This is a genomic window from Pseudothauera nasutitermitis (assembly GCF_004801295.1).
GTDB lineage: Bacteria > Pseudomonadota > Gammaproteobacteria > Burkholderiales > Rhodocyclaceae > Pseudothauera > Pseudothauera nasutitermitis.
In genome coordinates this window covers 243,247-264,065 of sequence record NZ_SSOC01000002.1, presented here as the reverse complement: position 1 = coordinate 264,065, position 20,819 = coordinate 243,247, and the positions used below count along the sequence as shown (strand labels likewise).

At 66.1% G+C, this 20,819-nt stretch carries 17 protein-coding genes and 2 riboswitches; of the genes, 9 read left to right on the top strand and 8 right to left on the bottom strand.

Features of this window, described 5'->3' with window-relative positions; all coding sequences use genetic code 11:
- The first annotated feature begins 1 nt into the window (after position 1).
- Positions 2-4,123, top strand: coding sequence for a two-partner secretion domain-containing protein (locus tag E6C76_RS05390; RefSeq protein WP_136347227.1), 4,122 nt, complete (start codon positions 2-4; stop codon positions 4,121-4,123).
- A gap of 1,014 nt (positions 4,124-5,137) precedes the next feature.
- On the opposite strand, the gene E6C76_RS05385 is transcribed toward E6C76_RS05390, so the two are convergent.
- The 7 genes from E6C76_RS05385 to gcvT all read right to left on the bottom strand — a co-directional run bounded on the left by E6C76_RS05385 (position 5,138) and on the right by gcvT (position 11,400).
- Positions 5,138-5,641: a GNAT family N-acetyltransferase gene (locus E6C76_RS05385; protein ID WP_211090120.1), complete on the bottom strand. Its 504-nt coding sequence runs from the start codon at positions 5,639-5,641 to the stop codon at positions 5,138-5,140.
- An 8-nt stretch (positions 5,642-5,649) separates the two neighbouring features.
- On the bottom strand, positions 5,650-5,952 hold the full coding sequence (locus tag E6C76_RS05380) for a type II toxin-antitoxin system TacA family antitoxin (protein WP_136347226.1): 303 nt from the start codon (positions 5,950-5,952) through the stop codon (positions 5,650-5,652).
- A 181-nt stretch (positions 5,953-6,133) separates the two neighbouring features.
- Positions 6,134-9,025: an aminomethyl-transferring glycine dehydrogenase gene (gcvP, locus tag E6C76_RS05375; protein WP_136347225.1), complete on the bottom strand. Its 2,892-nt coding sequence runs from the start codon at positions 9,023-9,025 to the stop codon at positions 6,134-6,136.
- A 108-nt stretch (positions 9,026-9,133) separates the two neighbouring features.
- A complete protein-coding gene (gene gcvH, locus E6C76_RS05370; protein WP_136347224.1) occupies positions 9,134-9,514 on the bottom strand; it encodes a glycine cleavage system protein GcvH in 381 nt (126 codons plus the stop codon).
- Between the two features lie 25 nt (positions 9,515-9,539).
- Positions 9,540-9,947, bottom strand: coding sequence for a type II toxin-antitoxin system VapC family toxin (locus E6C76_RS05365; RefSeq protein WP_211090119.1), 408 nt, complete (start codon positions 9,945-9,947; stop codon positions 9,540-9,542).
- Positions 9,944-10,246: a type II toxin-antitoxin system prevent-host-death family antitoxin gene (locus tag E6C76_RS05360; RefSeq protein WP_136347223.1), complete on the bottom strand. Its 303-nt coding sequence runs from the start codon at positions 10,244-10,246 to the stop codon at positions 9,944-9,946. The genes E6C76_RS05365 and E6C76_RS05360 overlap by 4 nt, the downstream gene beginning before the upstream one ends.
- A 62-nt stretch (positions 10,247-10,308) precedes the next feature.
- Positions 10,309-11,400 carry a glycine cleavage system aminomethyltransferase GcvT gene (gene gcvT / locus E6C76_RS05355; protein ID WP_136347222.1) on the bottom strand — a complete coding sequence of 364 codons (1,092 nt, stop codon included), beginning with the start codon at positions 11,398-11,400 and terminating at the stop codon, positions 10,309-10,311.
- 57 nt (positions 11,401-11,457) lie between these two features.
- Positions 11,458-11,561, bottom strand: a riboswitch (glycine riboswitch).
- Positions 11,562-11,647, bottom strand: a riboswitch (glycine riboswitch).
- A gap of 107 nt (positions 11,648-11,754) precedes the next feature.
- Here gcvT and E6C76_RS05350 point away from each other — a divergent pair.
- The 7 genes from E6C76_RS05350 to scpB all read left to right on the top strand — a co-directional run bounded on the left by E6C76_RS05350 (position 11,755) and on the right by scpB (position 17,002).
- Positions 11,755-12,627, top strand: a complete 873-nt coding sequence (locus E6C76_RS05350; RefSeq protein ID WP_136347221.1) for an alpha/beta fold hydrolase — start codon at positions 11,755-11,757, stop codon at positions 12,625-12,627.
- Between the two features lie 50 nt (positions 12,628-12,677).
- Complete coding sequence (locus E6C76_RS05345) at positions 12,678-13,166, top strand: DUF6622 family protein (RefSeq protein ID WP_136347220.1); 489 nt, start codon at positions 12,678-12,680, stop codon at positions 13,164-13,166.
- 110 nt (positions 13,167-13,276) lie between these two features.
- Positions 13,277-14,113: a 3',5'-nucleoside bisphosphate phosphatase gene (locus tag E6C76_RS05340; RefSeq protein ID WP_136347219.1), complete on the top strand. Its 837-nt coding sequence runs from the start codon at positions 13,277-13,279 to the stop codon at positions 14,111-14,113.
- 52 nt (positions 14,114-14,165) lie between these two features.
- Positions 14,166-14,798, top strand: coding sequence for an L-threonylcarbamoyladenylate synthase (locus tag E6C76_RS05335; RefSeq protein WP_136347218.1), 633 nt, complete (start codon positions 14,166-14,168; stop codon positions 14,796-14,798).
- A gap of 70 nt (positions 14,799-14,868) precedes the next feature.
- A complete protein-coding gene (locus E6C76_RS05330; protein ID WP_136347217.1) occupies positions 14,869-15,534 on the top strand; it encodes a site-2 protease family protein in 666 nt (221 codons plus the stop codon).
- Between the two features lie 18 nt (positions 15,535-15,552).
- The gene (locus tag E6C76_RS05325) at positions 15,553-16,392 is read left to right on the top strand and encodes a segregation and condensation protein A (RefSeq protein ID WP_136347216.1); all 840 of its coding nucleotides are present in this window, start codon (positions 15,553-15,555) and stop codon (positions 16,390-16,392) included.
- The gene (gene scpB, locus E6C76_RS05320) at positions 16,370-17,002 is read left to right on the top strand and encodes an SMC-Scp complex subunit ScpB (protein WP_136347215.1); all 633 of its coding nucleotides are present in this window, start codon (positions 16,370-16,372) and stop codon (positions 17,000-17,002) included. Before E6C76_RS05325 ends, scpB begins: the two co-directional genes overlap by 23 nt.
- A gap of 39 nt (positions 17,003-17,041) precedes the next feature.
- On the opposite strand, the gene E6C76_RS05315 is transcribed toward scpB, so the two are convergent.
- Entirely contained in the window at positions 17,042-18,916 is a 1,875-nt protein-coding gene (locus E6C76_RS05315; RefSeq protein WP_168734248.1) for a sigma-54-dependent Fis family transcriptional regulator, read from the bottom strand.
- Between the two features lie 342 nt (positions 18,917-19,258).
- Between E6C76_RS05315 and exaC the strand changes: the two genes are divergently transcribed.
- Complete coding sequence (gene exaC / locus E6C76_RS05310; protein WP_136347213.1) at positions 19,259-20,776, top strand: acetaldehyde dehydrogenase ExaC; 1,518 nt, start codon at positions 19,259-19,261, stop codon at positions 20,774-20,776.
- Positions 20,777-20,819 lie beyond the last annotated feature (43 nt).

Below are 20,819 nucleotides of genomic sequence, written 5' to 3'. Positions count from 1 at the left end.
CATGCAGCGCCAACAACGAATCAAGGCCCTCGTCCTGGCCCTTGCCGGTATCGGCTTCGCTTCCCTGCCTTGCCATCCTGCTCTCGCCAACCCGGAAGGCGGCCAGGTCGTGGCCGGAAACGCCACCATCCACCAGGAAAGCGCCAGCAAGGTCGGCATCCGGCAGACCTCCGACAAGGCCATCATCGACTGGCAGAAATTCAACATCGGTGCCAACGAACACGTTCAGTACTACCAGCCCTCGGCCAATGCCGTCGCCCTGAACCGCGTGGTCGGCCAGGACCCGTCGGCCATCCTGGGGCGCCTGACGGCCAACGGCAAAGTCTTCCTGGTGAACCCCAACGGCGTCTATTTCGGCAGGAACGCGCAAATCGACGTGGCCGGACTGGTCGCTTCCACCCACGATATCCGCAACGAAGATTTCCTGGCCGGAAACTATCGCTTCAACATTCCCGGTAAACCCGGCGCCGCCATCATCAACGAAGGAGTCATCCGCATCGCCGATACCGGCGTGGCCGCCTTCGTCGCGCCTTCCATCGCCAATCGTGGGGTTGTCGTCGCACGGCTCGGCAAGGTTGCCCTGGCCGCGGCCAACGGCTTCACGCTGGATTTTCACGGTGATGAACTGCTGGCTTTCCTGGTCAGCGATGAAGTCGCCCAGACCGCCTTCGATCTGGAAGGTCATCAACTGACCTCCTTCGTCGAGAGTTCAGGCAGGATCGAAGCGGCGGGCGGCTATGTGCTGCTCACCGCCAAAGCGGCGGAAAGCGCCATCCACGGCGTCATCAATCACAGCGGCGTGATCGAAGCCACAACCGTGGGGCAACACAACGGCGAGATCATCCTGCATGCCGGCAAGGGCAGTCTCGAAGTTTCCGGCACGCTCGACGCCTCGGCGCCGGATGGCGGCGACGGTGGCTTCATCGAAACCTCCGGCGGCAAGGTCGACCTTGGCAAGACGGTGCGCATCACCACCGCAGCGCCTTCCGGCCAGACCGGCAACTGGCTGATCGACCCCAACGACTACACCATCGCCGCCAGCGGCGGCGACATCACCGGCGCGCAGCTTTCCAGCGCCCTCGTCAACAACAACATCACCATCCAGTCGATCAGCGGCAGCAAGGCGGGCAACGGCGACATCTTCGTGAACGATGCCGTGAGCTGGAGCAACAACACGCTGACGCTCACCGCCGAACGCAATATCGACATCAACGCCGTGATGACCGCCAGCGGCACGTCCAAGCTGGTGATGAACACCGGCACCGACGGCGACGTCAACGTCGGCTTCGCCCCCAGCGAAGCTCAAGGGTTTGCTGGACGGGTGGACTTTCCGAACCGCTCCGGCACAGGCTTTCTGACCATCAATGGCGAGAGTTACACGGTCATCAACAGACTGGGCGAGCAAGGCAGCACCACCCGTTTCGATTTGCAGGGCATCAACGGCAATCTCGCCGGAAAATACGCTCTGGGCGCCAACATCGATGCCAGCGCCACGGTGGACTGGTGGAACGGTATCGGCTTCTCGCCCATCGGTACAGCCATATCCAACGGCAACTTCTCCGGCATCTTCGACGGTCTTGGCCATACGATCAGCGGGCTGACCATCAACAGGAACCAAGCAACGTCTGTCGGCCTGTTCGCCCGCACCCACTCCGCCATACTGCGTAACGTGGGACTGATTGGCGGCAGCGTAACGGGCCTTTACGACGTCGGCGGGCTCGTGGGGTCAGGTATGTACACTACGATCAGCAACAGCTATGTCACTGGCAGCGTGACGGGCGAGGGCCATGTCGGTGGGCTGGTGGGGAGCAGCCGCTATAGCAGCAGCATCACCGACAGCTACGCCACAGGCCGTGTGACGGGCGAGGGCAGTCAGAATATCGGCGGGCTGGTGGGCTACAACAACGCCAGTTCCGTTACCAAAAGCTACGCTACCGGCAACGTCATGGGCGGTAGTGTGATGGGTCGTTACAGCGTAGGCGGGCTGGTGGGGAACAACACCAGCGGGTCCGCGATCGCCAACAGTTACGCCACCGGCAGCGTGGCAGGCAGCAACAACGTCGGAGGGTTGGTGGGCTACAACAGCGACGGTAGCACTGTCATCAACAGTTACGCCATTGGTCGTGTGACGGGCAATAGCTACCTCGGCGGGCTGATAGGGGAGAACGACAGTAGTACCGTCACCAACAGCTTCTGGAACACCGAAACCACTGGCCAGACCACCAGTGCGGGCGGCACCGGGCTGACCACCGCCCAGATGAAAACCCTGGCGAGCTTCACCGGGTGGGATATTTCCGCCAGTGAGAGCGGGGACAGCATTTGGGTTATCAAGGAAGGAGAATCCTCTCCCGTGCTACGCGCCTTGTCGCGCACATCGACGACGCCCTCGCCCTTTACGCCGCAGCAACAAGCCTGGCTCAACGCGCACAGCAATCCCAGCGTCGCCGATCTGCTGGTGGCCGTCGGTAGCGGGCTGTTCGTCAACAGCCCCAGCGACCTCGTCTGGAGCAGCCTGTATGTGAACGGATCGGCGACCCAGAACCAGATAGACGCCAACGCATTCCAGCCCGCCTACGACAGCTACAAGAACGCGAATACCGATTTCATTCTTGCCGGGCTGAAGAACAAGTCGAGCGCGCTCTACAAAAATGGCAGCTTGAACACCGCCATCTGGTCCGCCCTCGGCGTCTCGAACGGCGCGGCGCGTCAGAGCGCATTGAATGCCTACGCCGCCTGGTTGCAGGAACAAGGCCAGCAAGAGCAGCAGATTGCCGACGGGATTGCCGTTTACAGCAACGCCAGCATCCCCGTATTGCTGGCGGCACGCGGCGACGGCGTGTTTTCAGGCGACACGGGCCAGGCCATATGGAACAGCCTGCCCGAGCAAAAGAGAATCGACGCCTCGCAACTCTGGGGCAGCTACCTCAAATACCGGGAGGGCGGTTATCAGGCCATCCTCGATGGATTGGTCTCGGGCAGGCTCAAGGATTCCGGCGCTGTCTGGGACGCCCTCGGTATCTCGAACTGGAGCGAGCGCGGCCGGGCCAGGAAGGATTATGAACAATCCCAGAACGTGCAAAAGCAGATTGATGATTTGTTTGGGGATAATCAACAAAAACCAAAAAATGGGGAGGTTGAGTCTGACCTCATAGATACCATTGAGGCCGTCGAGGGTGTAGTTGATTTTGGGGGCTCTTTTGCCGTCAAACTGGCAGTCAGCATGGCGTTTGTGTCGAGTGAAAACGGGGTTGTGGAAAAATTTCTTGGGTATGATGCAGCAAGTTATCTCAGGGGGAAGTTGAATCTAATAGAGAAACTTGTTGGCGATACTCTGGCAAAGCCAAAATTTGCCAATATTTTAAAGGAAGGGGTAACGGATGCGCTTATCGATGCAATTTCAGGGGAAATCAGGGATCATATAAAGGATACGTTTGGAATAGGTCAGGACAGTGCCAGCGCGATCGGCATGATTGAGGGCTACCTTGCTGATATTGCTGCATCCATGGTCAAGAATGGGCTGGAGAGCCAGTACAAGTCAAACGGAAATCAAGCATTGGCCTCCGCACTTTTCCAGGTTGGCTTTGCAGCCGACATGGCTGACATGTCGTTCAAGGCTGTCTTGGGTCTATGGAAAGCCAGTGTCGAATTGAATGCGGCAAAGGATCAGATGAACGCGAGCACAATGAATCTTGCGCTGACCCATTACAAAAACCTGAAAATAACACAGGCATTGGCTTTGGAGGTCGAGGGAAATGCAAACGGCTTGACCCAGGAAGAAAGGTCGATTTTGGACAGCAAGATCGGCAGGAAAATGGATCTCGGTCTGACCGGGCTTGACGATCTGTATGTAAGAACTGCGGAACAACGCGGGATCGACGCCAGTGAGGCTGGCAGGATCATCGATGTTGCTGTGAGGCTGAAAGAAATTCACGATGGCGGTGGCAGCCTGGAGCTATGGAAAAGCGAGGGTGGAAAAATTGTTCCGACGGAGGCCAAGCAATTGATTGATTTTGCGTACATGGATAGTCATAAAAATCTTGCGAAACAAGATTTCATGCTCGATCTCATCAGGACTTTTTCAACGCCGCCTGTCGGGCTTGTCAATTACCTGCCATTCAAATAAGTCAGCCCGCGTGACCCTAAACGTTAGGCGACAAGGGAGGGTTGATGGCATATAAATAGCTCACAAAGTAAATTGTAATTGCCAGGTAGATAAAATTAAATGTTAATCCGGCAAATCGATAGGTCATTATCTGAATAAATTTTTGCCTTGGTTTTTAAAGGGGGTTTTCTCTATCAGGCTGCTCTGTAGAATTGCTGGTTAAATATTTGAATTTCTAAAACAAGGGGCTTTAGATGAGTACGATTTGTGTAATGAAAGTGCCGGTAGACTAGTACGATAACGGGGTGTGCCGAGGATATACAAATCTTTTCCTCATTGGCGAGAGCACAGTTTATGTAAATGGATCTAAAGTTTATTCGGGTAGTGCATCAAGTGCACCAAATCCAATCATTTACGAAAAAGCATAACGATTACATACACTCGGGTGGCAGAAATCGGCGTGGTTTCCGCTGCGCTCCCAGCCACACCGCTTTTTGCTGCCGGTGATGTGAAGCGTTAGTGCTAGGTAATTTATGTTCCGCATGAAAGCATTGTCCGTAGAGGCTTGGATGGCTGTGGAAAATTCCAGCAGAATTCGCTTCCGACGTTCGGCGGTCAACTGCATGGCTGAGCGGTTATGCGCTCTGCCTCATCCGGACAACCGTGCTTTCACAAAGGGGTTTTGCGCATGGGCACTTCGATCGCAGCGCGTACTCGAACTTCAGATAAGAGGGGCCGTGGCCGGATCGATTTCCCGCGGCGCGGCCATCACCGCCGCCCGCGCGCAGATTCAGCGCAACCGGGCGTCGTCAGGCAAGCTCAGAGACAAACCACGGTTCCCTCTTGACGAAAGCCAGGTTCCTGCCGCAAGACAAGCCGGCCTCGCAGGCCGGTTTCGCGACTGTTCGCTTGCAGCGCATCGGTCGGGGCTTTTGATCTGGCCGGCCAGCGGCGGTCAGCACCGGCTCGATCACCGGCTGGTACGTGGCCAGTTGCTCGGACTGGCAGACGGCCGGCGGGAAAGCCGGCCTCGGCTCACGACAATAGGCCGCGTACCGTTTCGATGGGCATCAACAGGACGTGTTCGCCCAGTGGCGAGGGGATGAAGCCGTGCGCTTGGTAAAACGCGGCGGCGCTGGTGTCGATGGCGTGCACGATGACGCCGCGCGCGCCGGCGATTTCGGATGCGGCCAGGCAGCGGCGCAGCGCGTCGGCGAGCAGCGCCGATCCCAGTCCCCGGCCTTGCCATCCGGCATCGACGGCCAGCCGGGCGATGAGCAGGAGCGGCACGCGCTCCGGCATGTTCTGGCGCAATTTGGCGGAGGGTAGCGCGTTGCGCTGTTCCAGTGCGGTGGCAACGGAGAAATAGCCGACGACGCGGTCTGGTTCGGCTTGCGGGCAAACGACGTAGCTGCGGGCCGATAAACCTTCGCTGCGCCGTGCTTGTTCGTGCAGCCAGTGGTCAAGCGAGGGATGGCGGCCGTTGCCGAAGCTCGCAACGTCGTGGCGTGGGGAGAGCGGTTCCGGCTTGCCGAGCAAAGGCGCGCTCAGGCTTCCCACGGCGCTTTGCGTTGCAGCCGTCGCGCCGCGTCGGCGGGAATGGCAGGCGGGGCGTCGAGCAGGGCCAGAAAACGCGCATGTTCGGCTTCGTCGAGAAAGAAGGCGCGCTGGTCGAGCAAGGTTGCTTCAGCCTGTCGGTAGGCGCAGTCGAGCATGAATTCGGAGAGTTTCTGACCGCGCAGGGCCGCCGCCTGGCCGAACAGTGCCTTGGCCTGTCTGGGTGCGCGAATCTGGATGACTTCGTCCTTTGTCGCGGTCTTGTGCGTGGTGGAGCGGAGCGGCGGCGACATGGTGAACCTCGTGGCCTGGAAGAGAGCTTAGTCTAGTGTTTGTAGCGATGTTGTCAATACGTTTCCTCGCAAGGCCGAGTGGAGAGCTTTTTGCGGCCGATGGCAGCCAGGGTTGCGCCCACACGCACGGCCGCCTGCCCGTGCATCCAGCATCCCGCGAAGGGAGTTTCCAGGCCATTGCTCAACCGGCGTAATCCTCCACCGGCACGCAGGCGCAGAACAGGTTGCGGTCGCCATGCACGTCGTCGATGCGCCCCACGCTCGGCCAGAACTTGTTATCGGCCACCCAGGGCAGCGGGTAGGCGGCTTCCTCGCGGCTGTAGGCATGCACCCAGGTGCTGGCAGTGACTTCGAACTGGGTGTGTGGGGCGTTCTTCAGCGGGTTGTCGTCGGCGGGCAGCTCGCCGCGCTCGATGCGGGCGATCTCTTCGCGGATGGCGATCATCGCCGCGATGAAGCGCTCCAGTTCGCCCAGGTCTTCCGATTCGGTGGGTTCCACCATGATGGTGCCGGGCACCGGGAAGGACATGGTGGGGGCGTGGAAGCCGTAGTCCATCAGGCGCTTGGCGATGTCCACCTCGCTGATGCCGGTGGCCGCCTTGATGGGGCGGATGTCCAGGATGCACTCGTGCGCCACGCGGCCCTGGCTGCCGGTGTACAGCACCGGGTAGTGCGGGGCGAGGCGGGCGGCGACATAGTTGGCGTTGAGGATGGCGACCTCGGTGGCGCGCTTGAGGCCGGCGCCGCCCATCATGGCGATGTACATCCAGGAGATCGGCAGGATGCTGGCGGAGCCGAAGGGCGCGGCGGCCACCGCGCCCTGGCCGGCGTTGGGGCGTCCGGTGCCGCCGGTGGGCGCGACGACGTGGTCGGCCATGAACGGGGCCAGATGAGCCTTCAGGCCGATCGGGCCCATGCCCGGTCCGCCGCCGCCGTGCGGGATGCAGAAGGTCTTGTGCAGGTTCATGTGGGAGACGTCGGCGCCGATGGTGGCCGGCGAGGTCAGTCCGACCTGGGCGTTGAGGTTGGCGCCGTCCATGTACACCTGGCCGCCGTGCGCATGCACGGTGGCGCAGATTTCGCGGATGCTTTCCTCGAACACGCCGTGCGTGGACGGATAGGTGATCATCAGCGCGGCCAGGCGCTCGGCGTGCTGGGCGGCCTTGGCCTTGAGGTCGGCCAGATCCACGTTGCCGTTGTCGTCGCAATCGACCACCACCACGTCCATGCCGCACATCTGCGCGGTGGCCGGGTTGGTGCCGTGGGCCGAGCGCGGGATCAGGCAGACCTTGCGCTGGGATTCGCCGCGCGCGGCGTGATAGCGCTGGATGGCCACCAGGCCGGCGTACTCACCCTGGGCGCCGGAGTTGGGCTGCATGGAGATGGCGTCGAAGCCGGTGACCGCCTTCAGGTAATCCGCCAGGCCGTCGATCATCTCCACATAGCCCCGCGCCTGCGCGCGCGGCGCGAAGGGGTGCAGGTTGGCGAATTCCGGCCAGGTGATGGGGATCATCTCGCTGGTGGCGTTGAGCTTCATGGTGCACGAGCCCAGCGAGATCATCGAATGGTCGAGGGCGAGATCGCGGTTCTGCAGCTTCTTCAGGTAGCGCAGCATCTCGTGCTCGGTGTGGTGGGTGTTGAACACCGGGTGGCTGAGGATGGCGTCGTCGCGCAGCAGGGCGGCGGGCAGCACGCCGGCGGCGCTCACCGCGGCATCCAGCGCGGCCACGTCGGCGGGGGCGCCGAACAGGGCGAGCAGGGCGGCGACGTCCTGCGCGGTGGTGGTTTCGTCCATGGCCACGCCGAGGGTGTCGTCGGAGACGTGGCGCAGGTTGTAGCCGGCGGCCTCGGCGGCGGCCAGCAGTTCTGCGGCGCGCGCGCCGGTACGCGCCAGCACGGTGTCGAAGAAGCTTTCCGCCACCAGGGCGATGCCGGCGCGCCGCAGGCCTTCGGCGAAGATCGCCGCCAGACGGTGGATGCGCGCGGCGATGGTCTTCAGCCCCTGTGGGCCGTGATACACCGCGTAGCAGCCGGCGATGTTGGCGAGCAGCACCTGCGAGGTGCAGATGTTGGAGTTGGCCTTCTCGCGGCGGATGTGCTGTTCGCGGGTTTGCAGCGCCATGCGCAGCGCGGTCTTGCCGTGGCGGTCCTTGGAGACGCCGATGATGCGCCCGGGCATTGCGCGCACGAAGGCTTCGCGGGTGGCGAAGAAGGCCGCGTGCGGGCCGCCGAAGCCCATCGGCACGCCGAAGCGTTGCGCGGAACCGAGCGCGATGTCCGCGCCCAGCGCGCCGGGGGATTTGAGCAGCACCAGCGCCATCGGGTCGCAGGCCACGGCGCTGATCGCGCCCTTGGCCTTCAGCGCGGCCAGCGGGGCGCCGAGGTCGCGCACCTCGCCGTTGGCGTCCGGGTATTGCAGCAGGGCGCCGAACACCTCGTGCTCGCCCGCCTGCGCGGCAGGGCCGACGATGAGTTCGAAGCCGAAGTAGTGGGCGCGCGTGCGCATCACGTCCAGGGTCTGCGGCAGCACGCCTTCATCGATGAAGAAGGCGTTGGATTTCACCTTGGATACCCGGCGCGCCATGGCCATGGCTTCGGCGGCGGCGGTGGCTTCGTCGAGCAGCGAGGCGTTGGCCAGTTCCAGCCCGGTGAGGTCGATGACCATCTGCTGGAAGTTCAGCAGCGCTTCCAGCCGGCCCTGGGCGATCTCGGCCTGATACGGCGTGTAGGCGGTGTACCAGCCGGGGTTTTCCAGCACGTTGCGCAGGATCACCGTGGGCGTGTGGGTGCCGTGATAGCCCAGGCCGATGAAGGATTTGTTGACCACGTTCTTCTGCGCGATGGCGCGCAGCGCGGCCAGCGCCTCGTGTTCCGGGCGGCCTTCGGGCAGCGGCAGCGGGCGCTCCAGGCGGATCGCCGCCGGCACGGTCTGGCCGATCAGCGCATCCACGCTGGGCACGCCGAGCGTGGCGAGCATGGCGGCGATTTCGTTGGGGCTGGGGCCGATGTGGCGGTCGGCGAAGGCGTCGCGCTGTTCGAGGCGGGCGAGCGGGGCGGTGAGCAAATCCTGCATGGTCGGAGTCCGGGCCGGGGCGGTCAGAAGAGACGGGAAAGGTGGGTCTTGCGGCCGCCGCCCGTGGTGGGCGGCGGCGTGGTGCGTAGTGACGCGGCGGAAGGCCGGTCAGTCGATCGCGGCGGTGTAGCCGGCGGCGTCGAGCAGGGCAGAGAGATCCGCGCCGGCGGCCGGGGCCAGCTTGAACAGCCAGGTGGCGTAGGCGTCGGCATTCACGCTGTCGGGTGCGTCGATAGCGTCCTGGTTGGCGGCGATGATCTCACCGGCCACCGGGGCGTAAATGTCGGAGGCGGCTTTGACCGATTCGATCACCGCGACGGCCTCGCCGGCGGCCACCTGGCGGCCGGCTTCCGGCAGTTCCAGGAAGACCACGTCGCCCAGGGCTTCCTGCGCGTGGTCGGTGACGCCGATGGTCAGCGTGCCGTCGGCTTCGACGCGAATCCATTCGTGGGAGGGGGTGTACTTCAGGTCGGCGGGAATGTTGCTCATGGCGTGGGCTCCGTGGAAAGGCATTTCAAGGGTGTTCAAAGGGATTCAGCAGGCCGATGCCGCAGCTTTCGAAGTCGCGGGTGTTGCGGGTGACCAGGGTGAGGTTGTGGGCCTGGGCGGTGGCGGCGATGAGCATGTCCGGTTGGCTGCGGGCGATGCCCCGGCGGGCGAACTGGCCGCGCAGTGTGCCGGCGCGGCGGGCGATGTCGTCGGTGATCGGCAGTACGAGGCAGCGTTCGGCAACGAAACGCTCATAGCCAGCCAGGAGTGTATTGCGCTCCTTGCGGACCAGGCCGAACACCGATTCATCGACGGAGATGGCCGACAGCGCAAAGCGGGCCTGGCTTGCCAGCCATGCGGCCACGCGGGCGTCCGGCCGGGGACGCATCAGTTCGCTGACCACATTGGTGTCGACCAGGTATTGCACGCTCACGGGTATTCCTCGTCGAGCATTTCTTCGAAGGCGTTCGGGCGCATGGTTGCGAAGCGGTCGGTCTCGGGAATCGGGTCATCGTCGCCTTCGGCGAGTGCGCGCAGGATGGCGAATTCCTCCACCAGCGTGCGCTGCGGCGCCTGCTGGCCGGTTTTCCAGGCCTGGAAGGCTTCCAGATCCTGGGCCGGGATCACCGCGGCCACCGGGCGGCTGCGGTTGTAGATGACTTGCGGCTCCTCGGCGGCAAGGCGCAGCACTTCGGAAAGGTGCTGCTTGGCCTGGGCGACGTTCCAGCTCATGGGAATCTCCTTGTGTCCATCTTCATGTTCATTATAGACATGAAGAATGGACCTGCCCGCGCTCAGAGCAGCGCCTTGCCGTTGCGCACGAAGGGCAGCTTGACGGTGCGCGCGGCCAGCGCCTTGCCGCGCACGTCCACCTGCACCGCTTCGCCCGGCTCGGTGCCGGCCGGCAGGCGGGCAAAGGCGATGGATTTCTCCAGGCTGGGGGAGAAGCTGCCGCTGGTGGTTTCACCCGCGCCGCGCGCGGTGGCCACCTTCATGTGGGCGCGCAGCACGCCCTTGTCCTCGAGGATGAGGCCGAGAAAGACCTTGTGCTCGCCGTGCGTCTCCAGTGCGGCGCGGCCGACGAAGCCGCGCGCCTCGTCGCGCAGATCCACGGTCCAGGCCAGCCCGGCGTCGAGCGGGGAGACGTGGTCGTCCATGTCCTGGCCGTACAGGTTCATGCCGGCCTCCAGGCGCAGCGTGTCGCGCGCCCCCAGGCCGCAGGGGCGCACACCGGCGGCTACCAGGGCATCCCACACGGCCTGCGCGCGCTGCGCGGGCACGGCGAGTTCGAAGCCGTCCTCGCCGGTGTAGCCGGTGCGGCCGATGAACAGATCGTCGGTGCGCTGGGCGGAGAACGGCGTGGGAAAGCCGGCGGCGGCCAGTTCGGGCAGCGCGCTGGCGGCGCGCTCCAGGGCCTTCGGGCCCTGCACGGCGATCATCGCCAGATCGCGGCGCGACTCCAGCGTGACATTGGCGCCGGTGGCGGCGATGCGCGCGCGCATCCAGGCCAGATCCTTGTCGGCAGTGCCGGCATTGACCACCACACGGTAATCGTCGTCGGCCATGCGGTAGACGATGAGGTCGTCGATGACGCCGCCCTGTTCGTTGAGCATGCAGCTGTACAGGGCCTTGCCCGGCGTCTTCAGGCGGGCCACGTCGTTGGCCAGCAGGCCGCGCAGGAAGTCGGTGGCACCGGCGCCGGCGAGGTCCAGCGAAAGCATGTGGGAGACGTCGAACATGCCCGCGTCGCGGCGCACGGCATGGTGCTCCTCGATCTGCGAACCGTAGTTCACCGGCATGTCCCAGCCGGCGAAATCGACCATGCGGGCGCCGGCGGCGAGGTGGGCGGCGTGAAGCGGGGTGTGCTTGGCGGGGGCGGCGGTCATGGCAGGGCTCCGGGAAACGGGGGAATGACAAAGACGGAATCGGCCATGCCGGTCCGCTGCGCCCCATCTGTCCCTTGTACCTGAGAGATTCCGGCGCGGCCGGGTGCCCCTTCGGTGGATGCACAGGCACGGAACCCGCATCGCTCTCCAGACTTGCTGCTGCCGTGCGCGCGGTCCTTTTGCCTGAGCGATTCCGGGGGGTTACGCCTTCGGCGACTCGATGGGAGTTCTCTCCCGCGCGACGGAGCGGACGATAGCATCCGCGCGGGGCGCCCCGCAAGGCCGGCACGCAGGCCCGCGCGCTTGCTATGCTTGGGCGCGCATCCTCCGTTTTTTCTATTCGCCGGTCCGCCCATGAAAGCCTCCCGTTCCACCCATCTCGAACTGCGCGGCCTGCGCCATCATGTGCGCGAGTGGGGCACGCCAGGAGCGCCCAGGGTGTTCATGCTGCACGGCTGGATGGACGTGTCGGCCTCCTTCCAGTTCCTGGTGGACGAACTGGCGCACGACTGGCACGTCGTCGCGCCCGACTGGCGCGGCTTCGGCCGCAGCGCGCGCGGGGCGGACGCGTACTGGTATCCGGATTACCTGGGCGACCTGGATGCCCTGCTGCGCCACTACTCGCTGGAGGCGCCGGCGCGCCTGCTCGGCCACAGCATGGGCGGCAACGTCGCCTGCCTGTATGCCGGCGTGCGCCCGGCGCGGGTGGCGGCGGTGGTGGCGCTGGATGCCTTCGGCCTGGCCGACCGTTCGGCGGACGAAGCGCCGGGGCGCTACGAGAAATGGCTGGACGAACTCGCCCGGCCGGTGGCTTTCCGCGGCTATGCCGGTTTCGATGAGCTGGCCGCGCGGCTGATGCGTGACAATCCGCGGCTGTCCGCCGAACGCGCCGGCTGGCTGTCCCGCCAGCTAGGCGAAGAGGATGGCGCCGGCGGCGTGCGCCTGCTCGGCGACCCGGCGCACAAGCGCATCAACGCGGTGCTCTACCGCCGCGCCGAGGCCGAGGCCTGCTGGCGCCGCGTGCGGGCGCCGGTGCTGTGGGTACGTCCGGAAGAGGATGGGCTGCGCAAGCATCTCGGCGTGGAAGACGCGGCGCTGGAGGCCGCGCGCGCCTGCTTCCGCAATCTGCGCGAGGTGGTGCTGGCCGATTGCGGGCACAATTTGCATCACGACCGTCCGGCCGAACTGGCACGGATCGTCGAGCCGTTCCTGCGTTCCGGCTGCTGATCCTGCCGTGCGCAGCAAGACACAAGCCCTGATTCGATGAAGGCATGGCGGTGAGCGAGCTTCCCCTGTCGGCCATTCTGGCCAATACCCCGCAGTGGGTCTTCGTGGTTCTTGCCGTGCTGCTGGTGCTGGGCTGGCGGCAGAGCCGCGACCGCAGGGTACGTCGCGGCAGCCTGCTGATCCTGCCGGTGGCGATGTTCGGCTTGTCGCTGCATGGCGTTGTCGCGTCCTTCGGTTTCGCGCCGCTGCCCGTACTGGCCTGGGGGCTGGGAAACGCCATGGTTCTGGCGCTGCGCCCCGCATGGCTGATGCCCGTCGTCCGGGCGGAGCCGCCGGGATGCCTGCGGGTATCGGGAAGCTGGTGGCCGCTGACGCTGATGATGGCGATCTTCGGCATCCGCTACGTGATCGGATACGCCGCGGCGCGGCAGCTTCCCGTCGTGGCGCAGGCGTGGTTCGCGGGTAGCGCCAGCCTGGCGCTGGGGTGCCTGGGCGGAGTGTTTCTGGCGCGGGCGGTCGTCGCCTGGCGCGTCCGCTAGCGGGGCAGGGCAGGCGGCCGATTGGGCCGAAAGGCCCGCCACGCTTACAGCCTGCGCCAAATGTCGCCGCATGGGACTGCTAGAATGAAACGTTCCCCCGGAAATCCATCATGAACGCCGATCTGCACTGTCACTCCACCGTCTCCGATGGCCTGCTGTCGCCCACGCAGGTGGTGCGGCGCGCGCGCGACAACGGGGTGGAGCTGCTGGCGCTCACCGACCACGACGAGGTCGGCGGCATCGACGAAGCCCGTGCCGCCGCCGCCGGACTGGGCGTGCCGTTCATCGCCGGGGTGGAGATTTCGGTGTCCTTCGCTGGAGAAACCATCCACATCGTCGGCCTTGGGATCGACCACCGCGACGCCGCGCTGCTCGCCGGGCTGCATCAGGTGCGTTCCGGGCGCGACGCGCGTGCCGTGCGCATGGGGGACGAACTCGCCCGCATCGGCATCCGCGGTGCGCTGGAAGGCGCGCGCGCGCTGGCCGGCAACCCGGCGCTGGTGAGCCGCTCGCACTTCGCCCGTTTCCTGGTGAACCAGGGTGTGATGCCGGATACCAAGACCGTCTTCGACCACTATCTGGTGCGCGGCAAGCCGGGTTTCGTCGAGCAGGAATGGGCTCGCCTGGACGAGGCAGTGGGCTGGATCACCGCTGCAGGCGGCATCGCGGTGGTCGCCCATCCGGCGCGCTACCGGCTGTCCAACGCCGACATGGCACGCCTGTTCGACCAGTTCCAGGCGGCCGGCGGCGAGGCGGTGGAGGTGGTTTCCGGCGCGCACACACCCGACGAGGCCGCGCGTTTCGCCAGCGAGGCGCGCCGGCGCGGCCTGCTGGCCTCGCGGGCGTCCGATTTCCACGGCGAACGCGAGAGCGCGGTGGACCTCGGGCGCTGCAACCCCTTGCCGCCGGACCTCGTGCCGGTGTGGACCCGTCTGACACCCCACTGAATCCGCCGGCCTTGCCGGCACCGCAGCAAAAAACAAAAACATCCCAGAGATCATGGCCCAGTTCTTTTCCCTGCATCCCGAACATCCTCAGCCCCGGCTGATCCGCCAGGCCGCTGAAATCCTGCGCGCCGGCAAGCTGGTGGCGCTGCCCACCGATTCGGCCTATGCGCTCGCGGCGCTGACCGGCGACGCTTCCGCGCTGGAGCGCATCCGCCGCATCCGCGGCGTGGACGAACGCCACCACTTCACGCTGATGTGCCGCGACCTCTCCGAGATCGCCACCTATGCGCGCGTGGACAACGCCCAGTTCCGCCTGCTCAAGGCCACCACGCCGGGCGCCTACACCTTCATCCTGGAAGGCACCAAGGAGTTGCCGCGCCGCGTGCTGCATCCCAAGCGCAAGACCATCGGCCTGCGCGTGCCGGATCATCCGGTGGTGTCCGCGCTGCTCGAAGAACTCAACGAACCCATGCTGACCTCCACGCTGCTGCTGCCCGAGGAGGATCTGCCGCTCACCGACGCCGAGGAAATCCGCGAGCGCCTGGAAAAGCAGGTGGACCTGGTGATCGAGGCCGGTTACTGCGGCCCCGAGGCCACCACGGTGATCGATCTGACCTCCGGCGCGCCCGAACTGGTGCGCCTGGGGCGCGGCGACCCCGCACCCTTTGGACTGCAGGCCGAATGAGGCGCCTGGCGGGCGTCCGGGAGGCCTTGGGGCGCTCTGCTAGAATCCGCGTTTTGCCGAACGGTCCGTCATGGAAACGCTGATCCCCACGATTGCCATCTGGGCGCTGCCGGTGCTGCTGGCCATCACGCTGCACGAGGCGGCGCACGGCTACGTGGCACGCCATTTCGGCGACCCCACGGCCGACCAGGCCGGGCGCATCACGCTCAATCCGTTCAAGCACATCGATCCGGTCGGCACGGTGCTGGTGCCCATCGGCATCCTCACGCTCACCACACTGTTCGGCGCCGGCGGCATCCTGTTCGGCTGGGCCAAGCCGGTGCCGGTGAATTTCGGCCGCCTGCGCAACCCCAAGGCCGACATGCTGTGGGTGGCCGCCGCCGGGCCGTTCATGAACCTGATCATGGCGCTGGGCTGGGCGCTGGTGTTCAAGTTCGCCAGCAGTTCGCCCGAGACGGCCTATACGCTGCCGATGGAACGGATGGCCGAGGCCGGCATGACGATCAACGCCGTACTGCTCTTCCTCAATCTGCTGCCGCTGCCACCGCTCGATGGCGGGCGCATCGCCGTGAGCCTGCTGCCCGGCAAGCTGGCCTGGCAGTTCGCGCGCATCGAACCGTACGGCTTTCCGATCCTGCTCATCCTGCTGTTCACCGGCGTGCTGGGCGCCATCCTGTGGCCGCTGATCGCGATGTTCCGCTTTTCGCTCGCCACGGTTTTCGGTTTCTACGGCTAGCGCGCGTACGCCCGCCGCATGAACGACGCGCTGGATCTTGCCCCCGTCGAATCGGCCCAGGAGGCCGCCGCCGTTGCGCGCCTGTACGGCCAGCCCATGCTGGAACTGCCGCGCGATCTGTACATTCCGCCGGATGCGCTGGAAGTCTTCCTGGAAGCCTTCGAAGGGCCGCTGGACCTGCTGCTCTACCTGATCCGCAAGTCCAACCTCGACATCCTCGACATTCCCATGGCGCCGCTCACGGTGCAGTACCTGGAATACGTCGAGGCCATGCGCGCCACCAATCTGGAACTGGCTGCCGACTACCTGCTGATGGCCGCCATGCTGCTGGAGATCAAGTCGCGCATGCTGCTGCCGCGTCCACCGCGCGAGAGCGAGGAAGAGGCCGCCGATCCGCGCGCGGAACTGGTGCGCCGCCTGCTTGAATACGAGCAGATGAAACAGGCTGCCGCGCGCATCGACGTGCTGCCGCGCGTGGAGCGCGATTTCGAGTGGGTCGGCGTGTTCGTTGCCGAGAAGGTGGTGGAGCGCCTGCCCGACGTCACCCTGCACGATCTGCAGCACGCCTGGCTGAAGATCATGAAGAAGGCGCGGCTCAACCAGCACCACCGCGTGCAGCGCGAGGAGCTTTCCGTGCGCGAGCACATGACCGGCATCCTGCGCAGGCTCTCGGGCGGCGCCTTCGTGGCCTTCGAGGCGCTGTTCGACCCCGGACTGGGCCCGCCCGGGCTGGTGGTGAGCTTTCTCGCCATGCTCGAACTGGTCAAGGAAAAGCTCGTGCAGGTGACCCAGAACGATGCCTTTGCCCCCATCTACGTAAGGCTTGCCAGCGACGATGCAGTCACCGAACACGCCTGAGGACTACAAGCGCGTCATCGAGACCGCGCTGCTCGCGGCCGGCGCGCCGATGCCGGTGGCCACGCTGCGCCGCCTGTTCGAGGAAGACCCCGGCGCGGATTTCGTCCGCCGCCTGCTCGACGAGCTGCGCGCCGACTGGGACGGGCGTGGTGTGGAACTGGCGCAGACCGCGGGCGGCTGGCGCTTCCAGACCCGCCTGGAATACCAGGTCTATCTGGACCGGCTGAAGGAAGAAAAACCGCCGAAATACTCCCGCGCAGTGCTGGAAACCCTGGCGATCATCGCCTACCGTCAGCCGGTGACGCGCGGTGACATCGAGGACATCCGCGGCGTGGCGGTTTCCCCGAGCGTGCTGAAGACGCTGGAGTCGCGCGGCTGGATCGACGAGGTCGGCCACCGCGACACGCCCGGCCGCCCGGCGCTGTTCGCCACCACCCGGCGCTTTCTCGACGACCTGGGCCTGCGCAGCCTGACCGAACTGCCGGCGCTCACCGAGATCGAGCGCATCATGGAACTGGTCGAACTGCCCGCGCTGGGCCAGCCGGCGAGCGAAGCGGCGGAAGAGGTCGGCGCGGACGAAAGCGGCGAATCCACGGAATCTCCCGGCTGAGTGCCGATCGCCGTGCGGTGATGCGCGGCGACGGCGGGTTCAGCCCTCGCCGCTGGCCGCGATACCCAGCTTGCGCATGCGCCGATACAGCGTGGCGCGGTGAATGCCCAGCTCCGCTGCCGCCGCGGCCACCTTGCCACGGTGGCGCGCCAGCGCGGAGACGATGGCGCCGTGGCTGAGCTCTTCCAGCGAAGCCCGTGCCGCTTCCACCGCCGGTTGCAGTTCGGCGGGCAGATCGGCCGGGCCGAGTTGCGCGCCGTCGTCGGCAAAGGCCGCCAGCGCGCGCAGCGCGGCGGCGCACTGGCGGAAGTTGCCCGGCCAGGCGTGTGCCACCAGCCGGTCGAAGGCTTCCGGCGCCAGGCGGACGCCGCGTGCCGGGCCGCCGGCGCAGGCCCACAGGCGGGACAGTGCGTCGCGCCGCTGGGCTTCCGGCAGGGTGCGCCAGGCGGGCAGCGTTTCCTGGTGCTCGCGCAGGCGGTAGAGCAGATCGGCGCGGAATTCGCCGCTGGCGACCAGGGCGTCCAGGTCGCGGTGGGTGGCGCACAGCACCACGCAATCGACCGCGCGCGCCGCGCCGCCGCCCAGCGGTTCCACCCGGTGTTCCTGCAGCACGCGCAGCAGGCGGCTTTGCAGCAGCAGCGGCATGTCGCCGATCTCGTCGAGGAACAGGATGCCGCCGTCCGCCTCGGCGATGCGCCCCGGCGAGCCTTTGCGCCGCGCGCCGGTGAAGGCGCCTTCGGTGTAGCCGAACAGTTCGGCCTCGATCAGCGTGTCCGGCAGGGCGGCGCAGTTGATCGCCACGAAGGGGCCACTGGCACGCGAAGACAGGGCGTGCGCGCGGCGCGCCAGCACTTCCTTGCCGCAGCCCGTTTCGCCGTGCAGCACGGTGGACAGGCCGGCGTCGATGGCGCGCCGGGTGCGCTCCAGCGCCACGCGCTGCGGTTCGCCCAGCCAGGGGCCGTCGCTTTCCACCGGGTCGACCGCACGTGGCGCGCCGGCGGCCATGCGTGGGCGGCGGGCGGCCTGCAACTGGCCGAATAGCGCCCGGCCGGCGCGCGTGCGCAGGCGCTCGGCGGATGGGCCGGCATGCTCGAACACCTGGTCCACGGCGCGGCCGATGAGTCTCCAGTCGGTCTCCAGCCATTGCAGGGCGCTGCGGTTGGCGCCGACGATGCGGTCGTCGTCGAGCAGCAGCACGCCTTCCTGGTAGGCGCCCACGCAGGCGCGCTCGGGATGGAAGCGCAGGCGGGCATAGCGCTCCGGGGCGTTGAGCAGCCAGCGCTGCTCGATCTCGCGCGCCGCGCGCAGCACGATGGCGCGCGCGTAGCCGCGCGGCAGGCGGGCATCGCCGGAAACGTCGAGCAGGCCCACCGGCTGGCCGGTGTGGTCGAGGATGGGCACGGCCGTGCAGCACAGGCGGTGATGCTGGTCGTGGAAGTGTTCGCCGCCCCAGATTTCGGTGAGCTCGTTGTCGGCCAGCGCGGTGCCGATGGCGTTGGTGCCCATCGCCGCCTCGGCCCAGCTCACCCCGGGCAGCAGGGCCACGCGGGTGGCGCGGTCCATGGCGCGGGCATCGCCGCGCGTGTCGAGGATCAGCCCATCGGCGTTGGCCAGGATGACCTGGCTGGCGGTGTCGGCCAGGGTTTCGGCGAGGAATTCCAGCTCCGGCGCGGCCAGGCGGCGCAGCAGCTCGGCACGCTCGCGCGCGGCGAGCAGCGCAGCCGACCCCAGCGGCTCCACCGGGCAGGCGCGTTCGGCCACCAGCCCGCGCTGCATGCAGCGCATCCATGAACCGAGCACGCGGCGGCCGAGCAGGGCGCCGGGCGGGCGGCCGCGCAGAAAGAAATCGCGCCGGGCGCGGGCTAGGTCCGCCTCGCTCGGCGCGGGACGTACGGGAGTGTTCGACAGGTTCATGCTCCGCTCTCCTCCGTGGGGTGTCGCGCGGCGCGACAAGCGCCGCCCGGCCTTCTGCGGGCCATCGGGGAAAGGGCGTCGCGGGTGTCGCGCCGGGAATCCCCGTGTTGTCGCAAATTGCGACAAATTCATGATTTTTATCGGCTAATTAGGCCACTTGGGCGCCGTTCGCGCAAGTTCGCCGCAGGGGTGCCGTGCTGCGCCGCGGGATGTGCGCGCGGACCCGCAGGCTCCGGGCGGGAAGGGGGATGGTGCGGCGCGCCATGGCACGCGGCCTGCTGCGCACTGCGGGCCCGCCGCGACGGCGGCGCCCACGACAAATCCACCGGAGGAGTAACAAACATGAGCCTGCGCATCAACGAAGTCAGCATCGAAAACCCGTTCAAGACCCAGTACGAGAACTACATCGGCGGCAAATGGGTACCGCCGGCAGACGGGCAGTACTTCGAGAACCGCAGCCCGGTCACCGACCGCGTGCTGTGCGCGGTGCCGCGCTCGAACGAAAAGGACATCGAAGCCGCGCTGGATGCCGCGCACGCGGCCAAGGCAGCGTGGGGGCGTACCTCGCCGGCCGAACGCGCCAACGTGCTCAACCGCATCGCCGACCGCATCGAGGCCAACCTCCAGCTCATCGCCACCGCCGAGACGCTGGACAACGGCAAGCCGCTGCGCGAGACCCTGGCGGCAGACATTCCGCTGACCGTCGACCACTTCCGTTACTTCGCCGGCTGCATCCGCGCCGAGGAAGGCTCGATCTGCCCGATCGACGAAACCACCTACGCGTACCACTTCAAGGAGCCGCTGGGCGTGGTGGGGCAGATCATTCCGTGGAATTTCCCCATCCTGATGGCCGCCTGGAAGCTGGCTCCGGCGCTGGCGGCGGGCAACTGCGTGGTGCTCAAGCCCGCCGAGCAGACCCCGGCCTCGCTGCTGGTGGTGCTGGAACTGATCGGCGACCTGCTGCCGCCGGGCGTGCTCAACGTGGTCAACGGCTTCGGCCTGGAAGCCGGCAAGCCGCTCGCCTCCAACCGCCGCATCGCCAAGGTGGCGTTTACCGGCGAGACCACCACCGGCCGGCTGATCATGCAGTACGCCGCGCAGAACATCATCCCGGTCACCCTGGAGTTGGGCGGCAAGAGCCCCAACGTGTTCTTCGAGGACGTGATGGCGGCCGACGACGCCTACTTCGACAAGTGCCTGGAAGGTTTTGCCATGTTCGCGCTCAACCAGGGCGAAGTGTGCACCTGCCCGTCGCGCGTGCTGATCCAGGAGTCGATCTACGACAAGTTCATCGCCCGCGCGCTGGACCGCGTGGCGAAGATCAAGCAGGGCAACCCGCTGGATGCCTCCACGATGATCGGTGCGCAGGCCTCCTCCGAGCAGTTGGAGAAGATCCTCGCCTACCTGGACATCGGCCGCCAGGAAGGCGCGCAGTGCCTGACCGGGGGCGAGCGCAACGTGCTGGAAGGCGACCTGGCCGACGGCTTCTATGTGAAGCCCACGGTGTTCAAGGGCCACAACAAGATGCGCATCTTCCAGGAAGAAATCTTCGGCCCGGTGGTGGCGGTGACCACCTTCAAGGACGAGGAGGACGCCCTGGCCATCGCCAACGACACGCTGTACGGCCTGGGCGCCGGCGTGTGGACGCGCGACGCCTCGCGTGCCTTCCGCATGGGGCGCGCCATCCAGGCCGGCCGGGTGTGGACCAACTGCTATCACCTGTATCCCGCGCATGCGGCCTTCGGCGGCTACAAGCAGTCCGGCATCGGGCGCGAGAACCACAAGATGATGCTGGCGCACTATCAGCAGACCAAGAACCTGCTGGTGTCGTACTCGCCCAACGCGCTGGGCTTCTTCTGAGCCCGGTGGGCCGCCGCCGCGCTTGTAGGCGCGGCGGTCTGGC

Coding starts and splice junctions, on each gene's coding strand:
- E6C76_RS05390 (WP_136347227.1), top strand. CDS start 2: ATGCAGCGCCAACAACGAATCAAGGCCCTCGTCCTGGCCCTTGCCGGT.
- E6C76_RS05380 (WP_136347226.1), bottom strand. CDS start 5,952: ATGTCGCCGCCGCTCCGCTCCACCACGCACAAGACCGCGACAAAGGAC.
- gcvP (WP_136347225.1), bottom strand. CDS start 9,025: ATGCAGGATTTGCTCACCGCCCCGCTCGCCCGCCTCGAACAGCGCGAC.
- gcvH (WP_136347224.1), bottom strand. CDS start 9,514: ATGAGCAACATTCCCGCCGACCTGAAGTACACCCCCTCCCACGAATGG.
- E6C76_RS05360 (WP_136347223.1), bottom strand. CDS start 10,246: ATGAGCTGGAACGTCGCCCAGGCCAAGCAGCACCTTTCCGAAGTGCTG.
- gcvT (WP_136347222.1), bottom strand. CDS start 11,400: ATGACCGCCGCCCCCGCCAAGCACACCCCGCTTCACGCCGCCCACCTC.
- E6C76_RS05350 (WP_136347221.1), top strand. CDS start 11,755: ATGAAAGCCTCCCGTTCCACCCATCTCGAACTGCGCGGCCTGCGCCAT.
- E6C76_RS05340 (WP_136347219.1), top strand. CDS start 13,277: ATGAACGCCGATCTGCACTGTCACTCCACCGTCTCCGATGGCCTGCTG.
- E6C76_RS05335 (WP_136347218.1), top strand. CDS start 14,166: ATGGCCCAGTTCTTTTCCCTGCATCCCGAACATCCTCAGCCCCGGCTG.
- E6C76_RS05330 (WP_136347217.1), top strand. CDS start 14,869: ATGGAAACGCTGATCCCCACGATTGCCATCTGGGCGCTGCCGGTGCTG.
- E6C76_RS05325 (WP_136347216.1), top strand. CDS start 15,553: ATGAACGACGCGCTGGATCTTGCCCCCGTCGAATCGGCCCAGGAGGCC.
- scpB (WP_136347215.1), top strand. CDS start 16,370: ATGCAGTCACCGAACACGCCTGAGGACTACAAGCGCGTCATCGAGACC.
- E6C76_RS05315 (WP_168734248.1), bottom strand. CDS start 18,916: ATGAACCTGTCGAACACTCCCGTACGTCCCGCGCCGAGCGAGGCGGAC.
- exaC (WP_136347213.1), top strand. CDS start 19,259: ATGAGCCTGCGCATCAACGAAGTCAGCATCGAAAACCCGTTCAAGACC.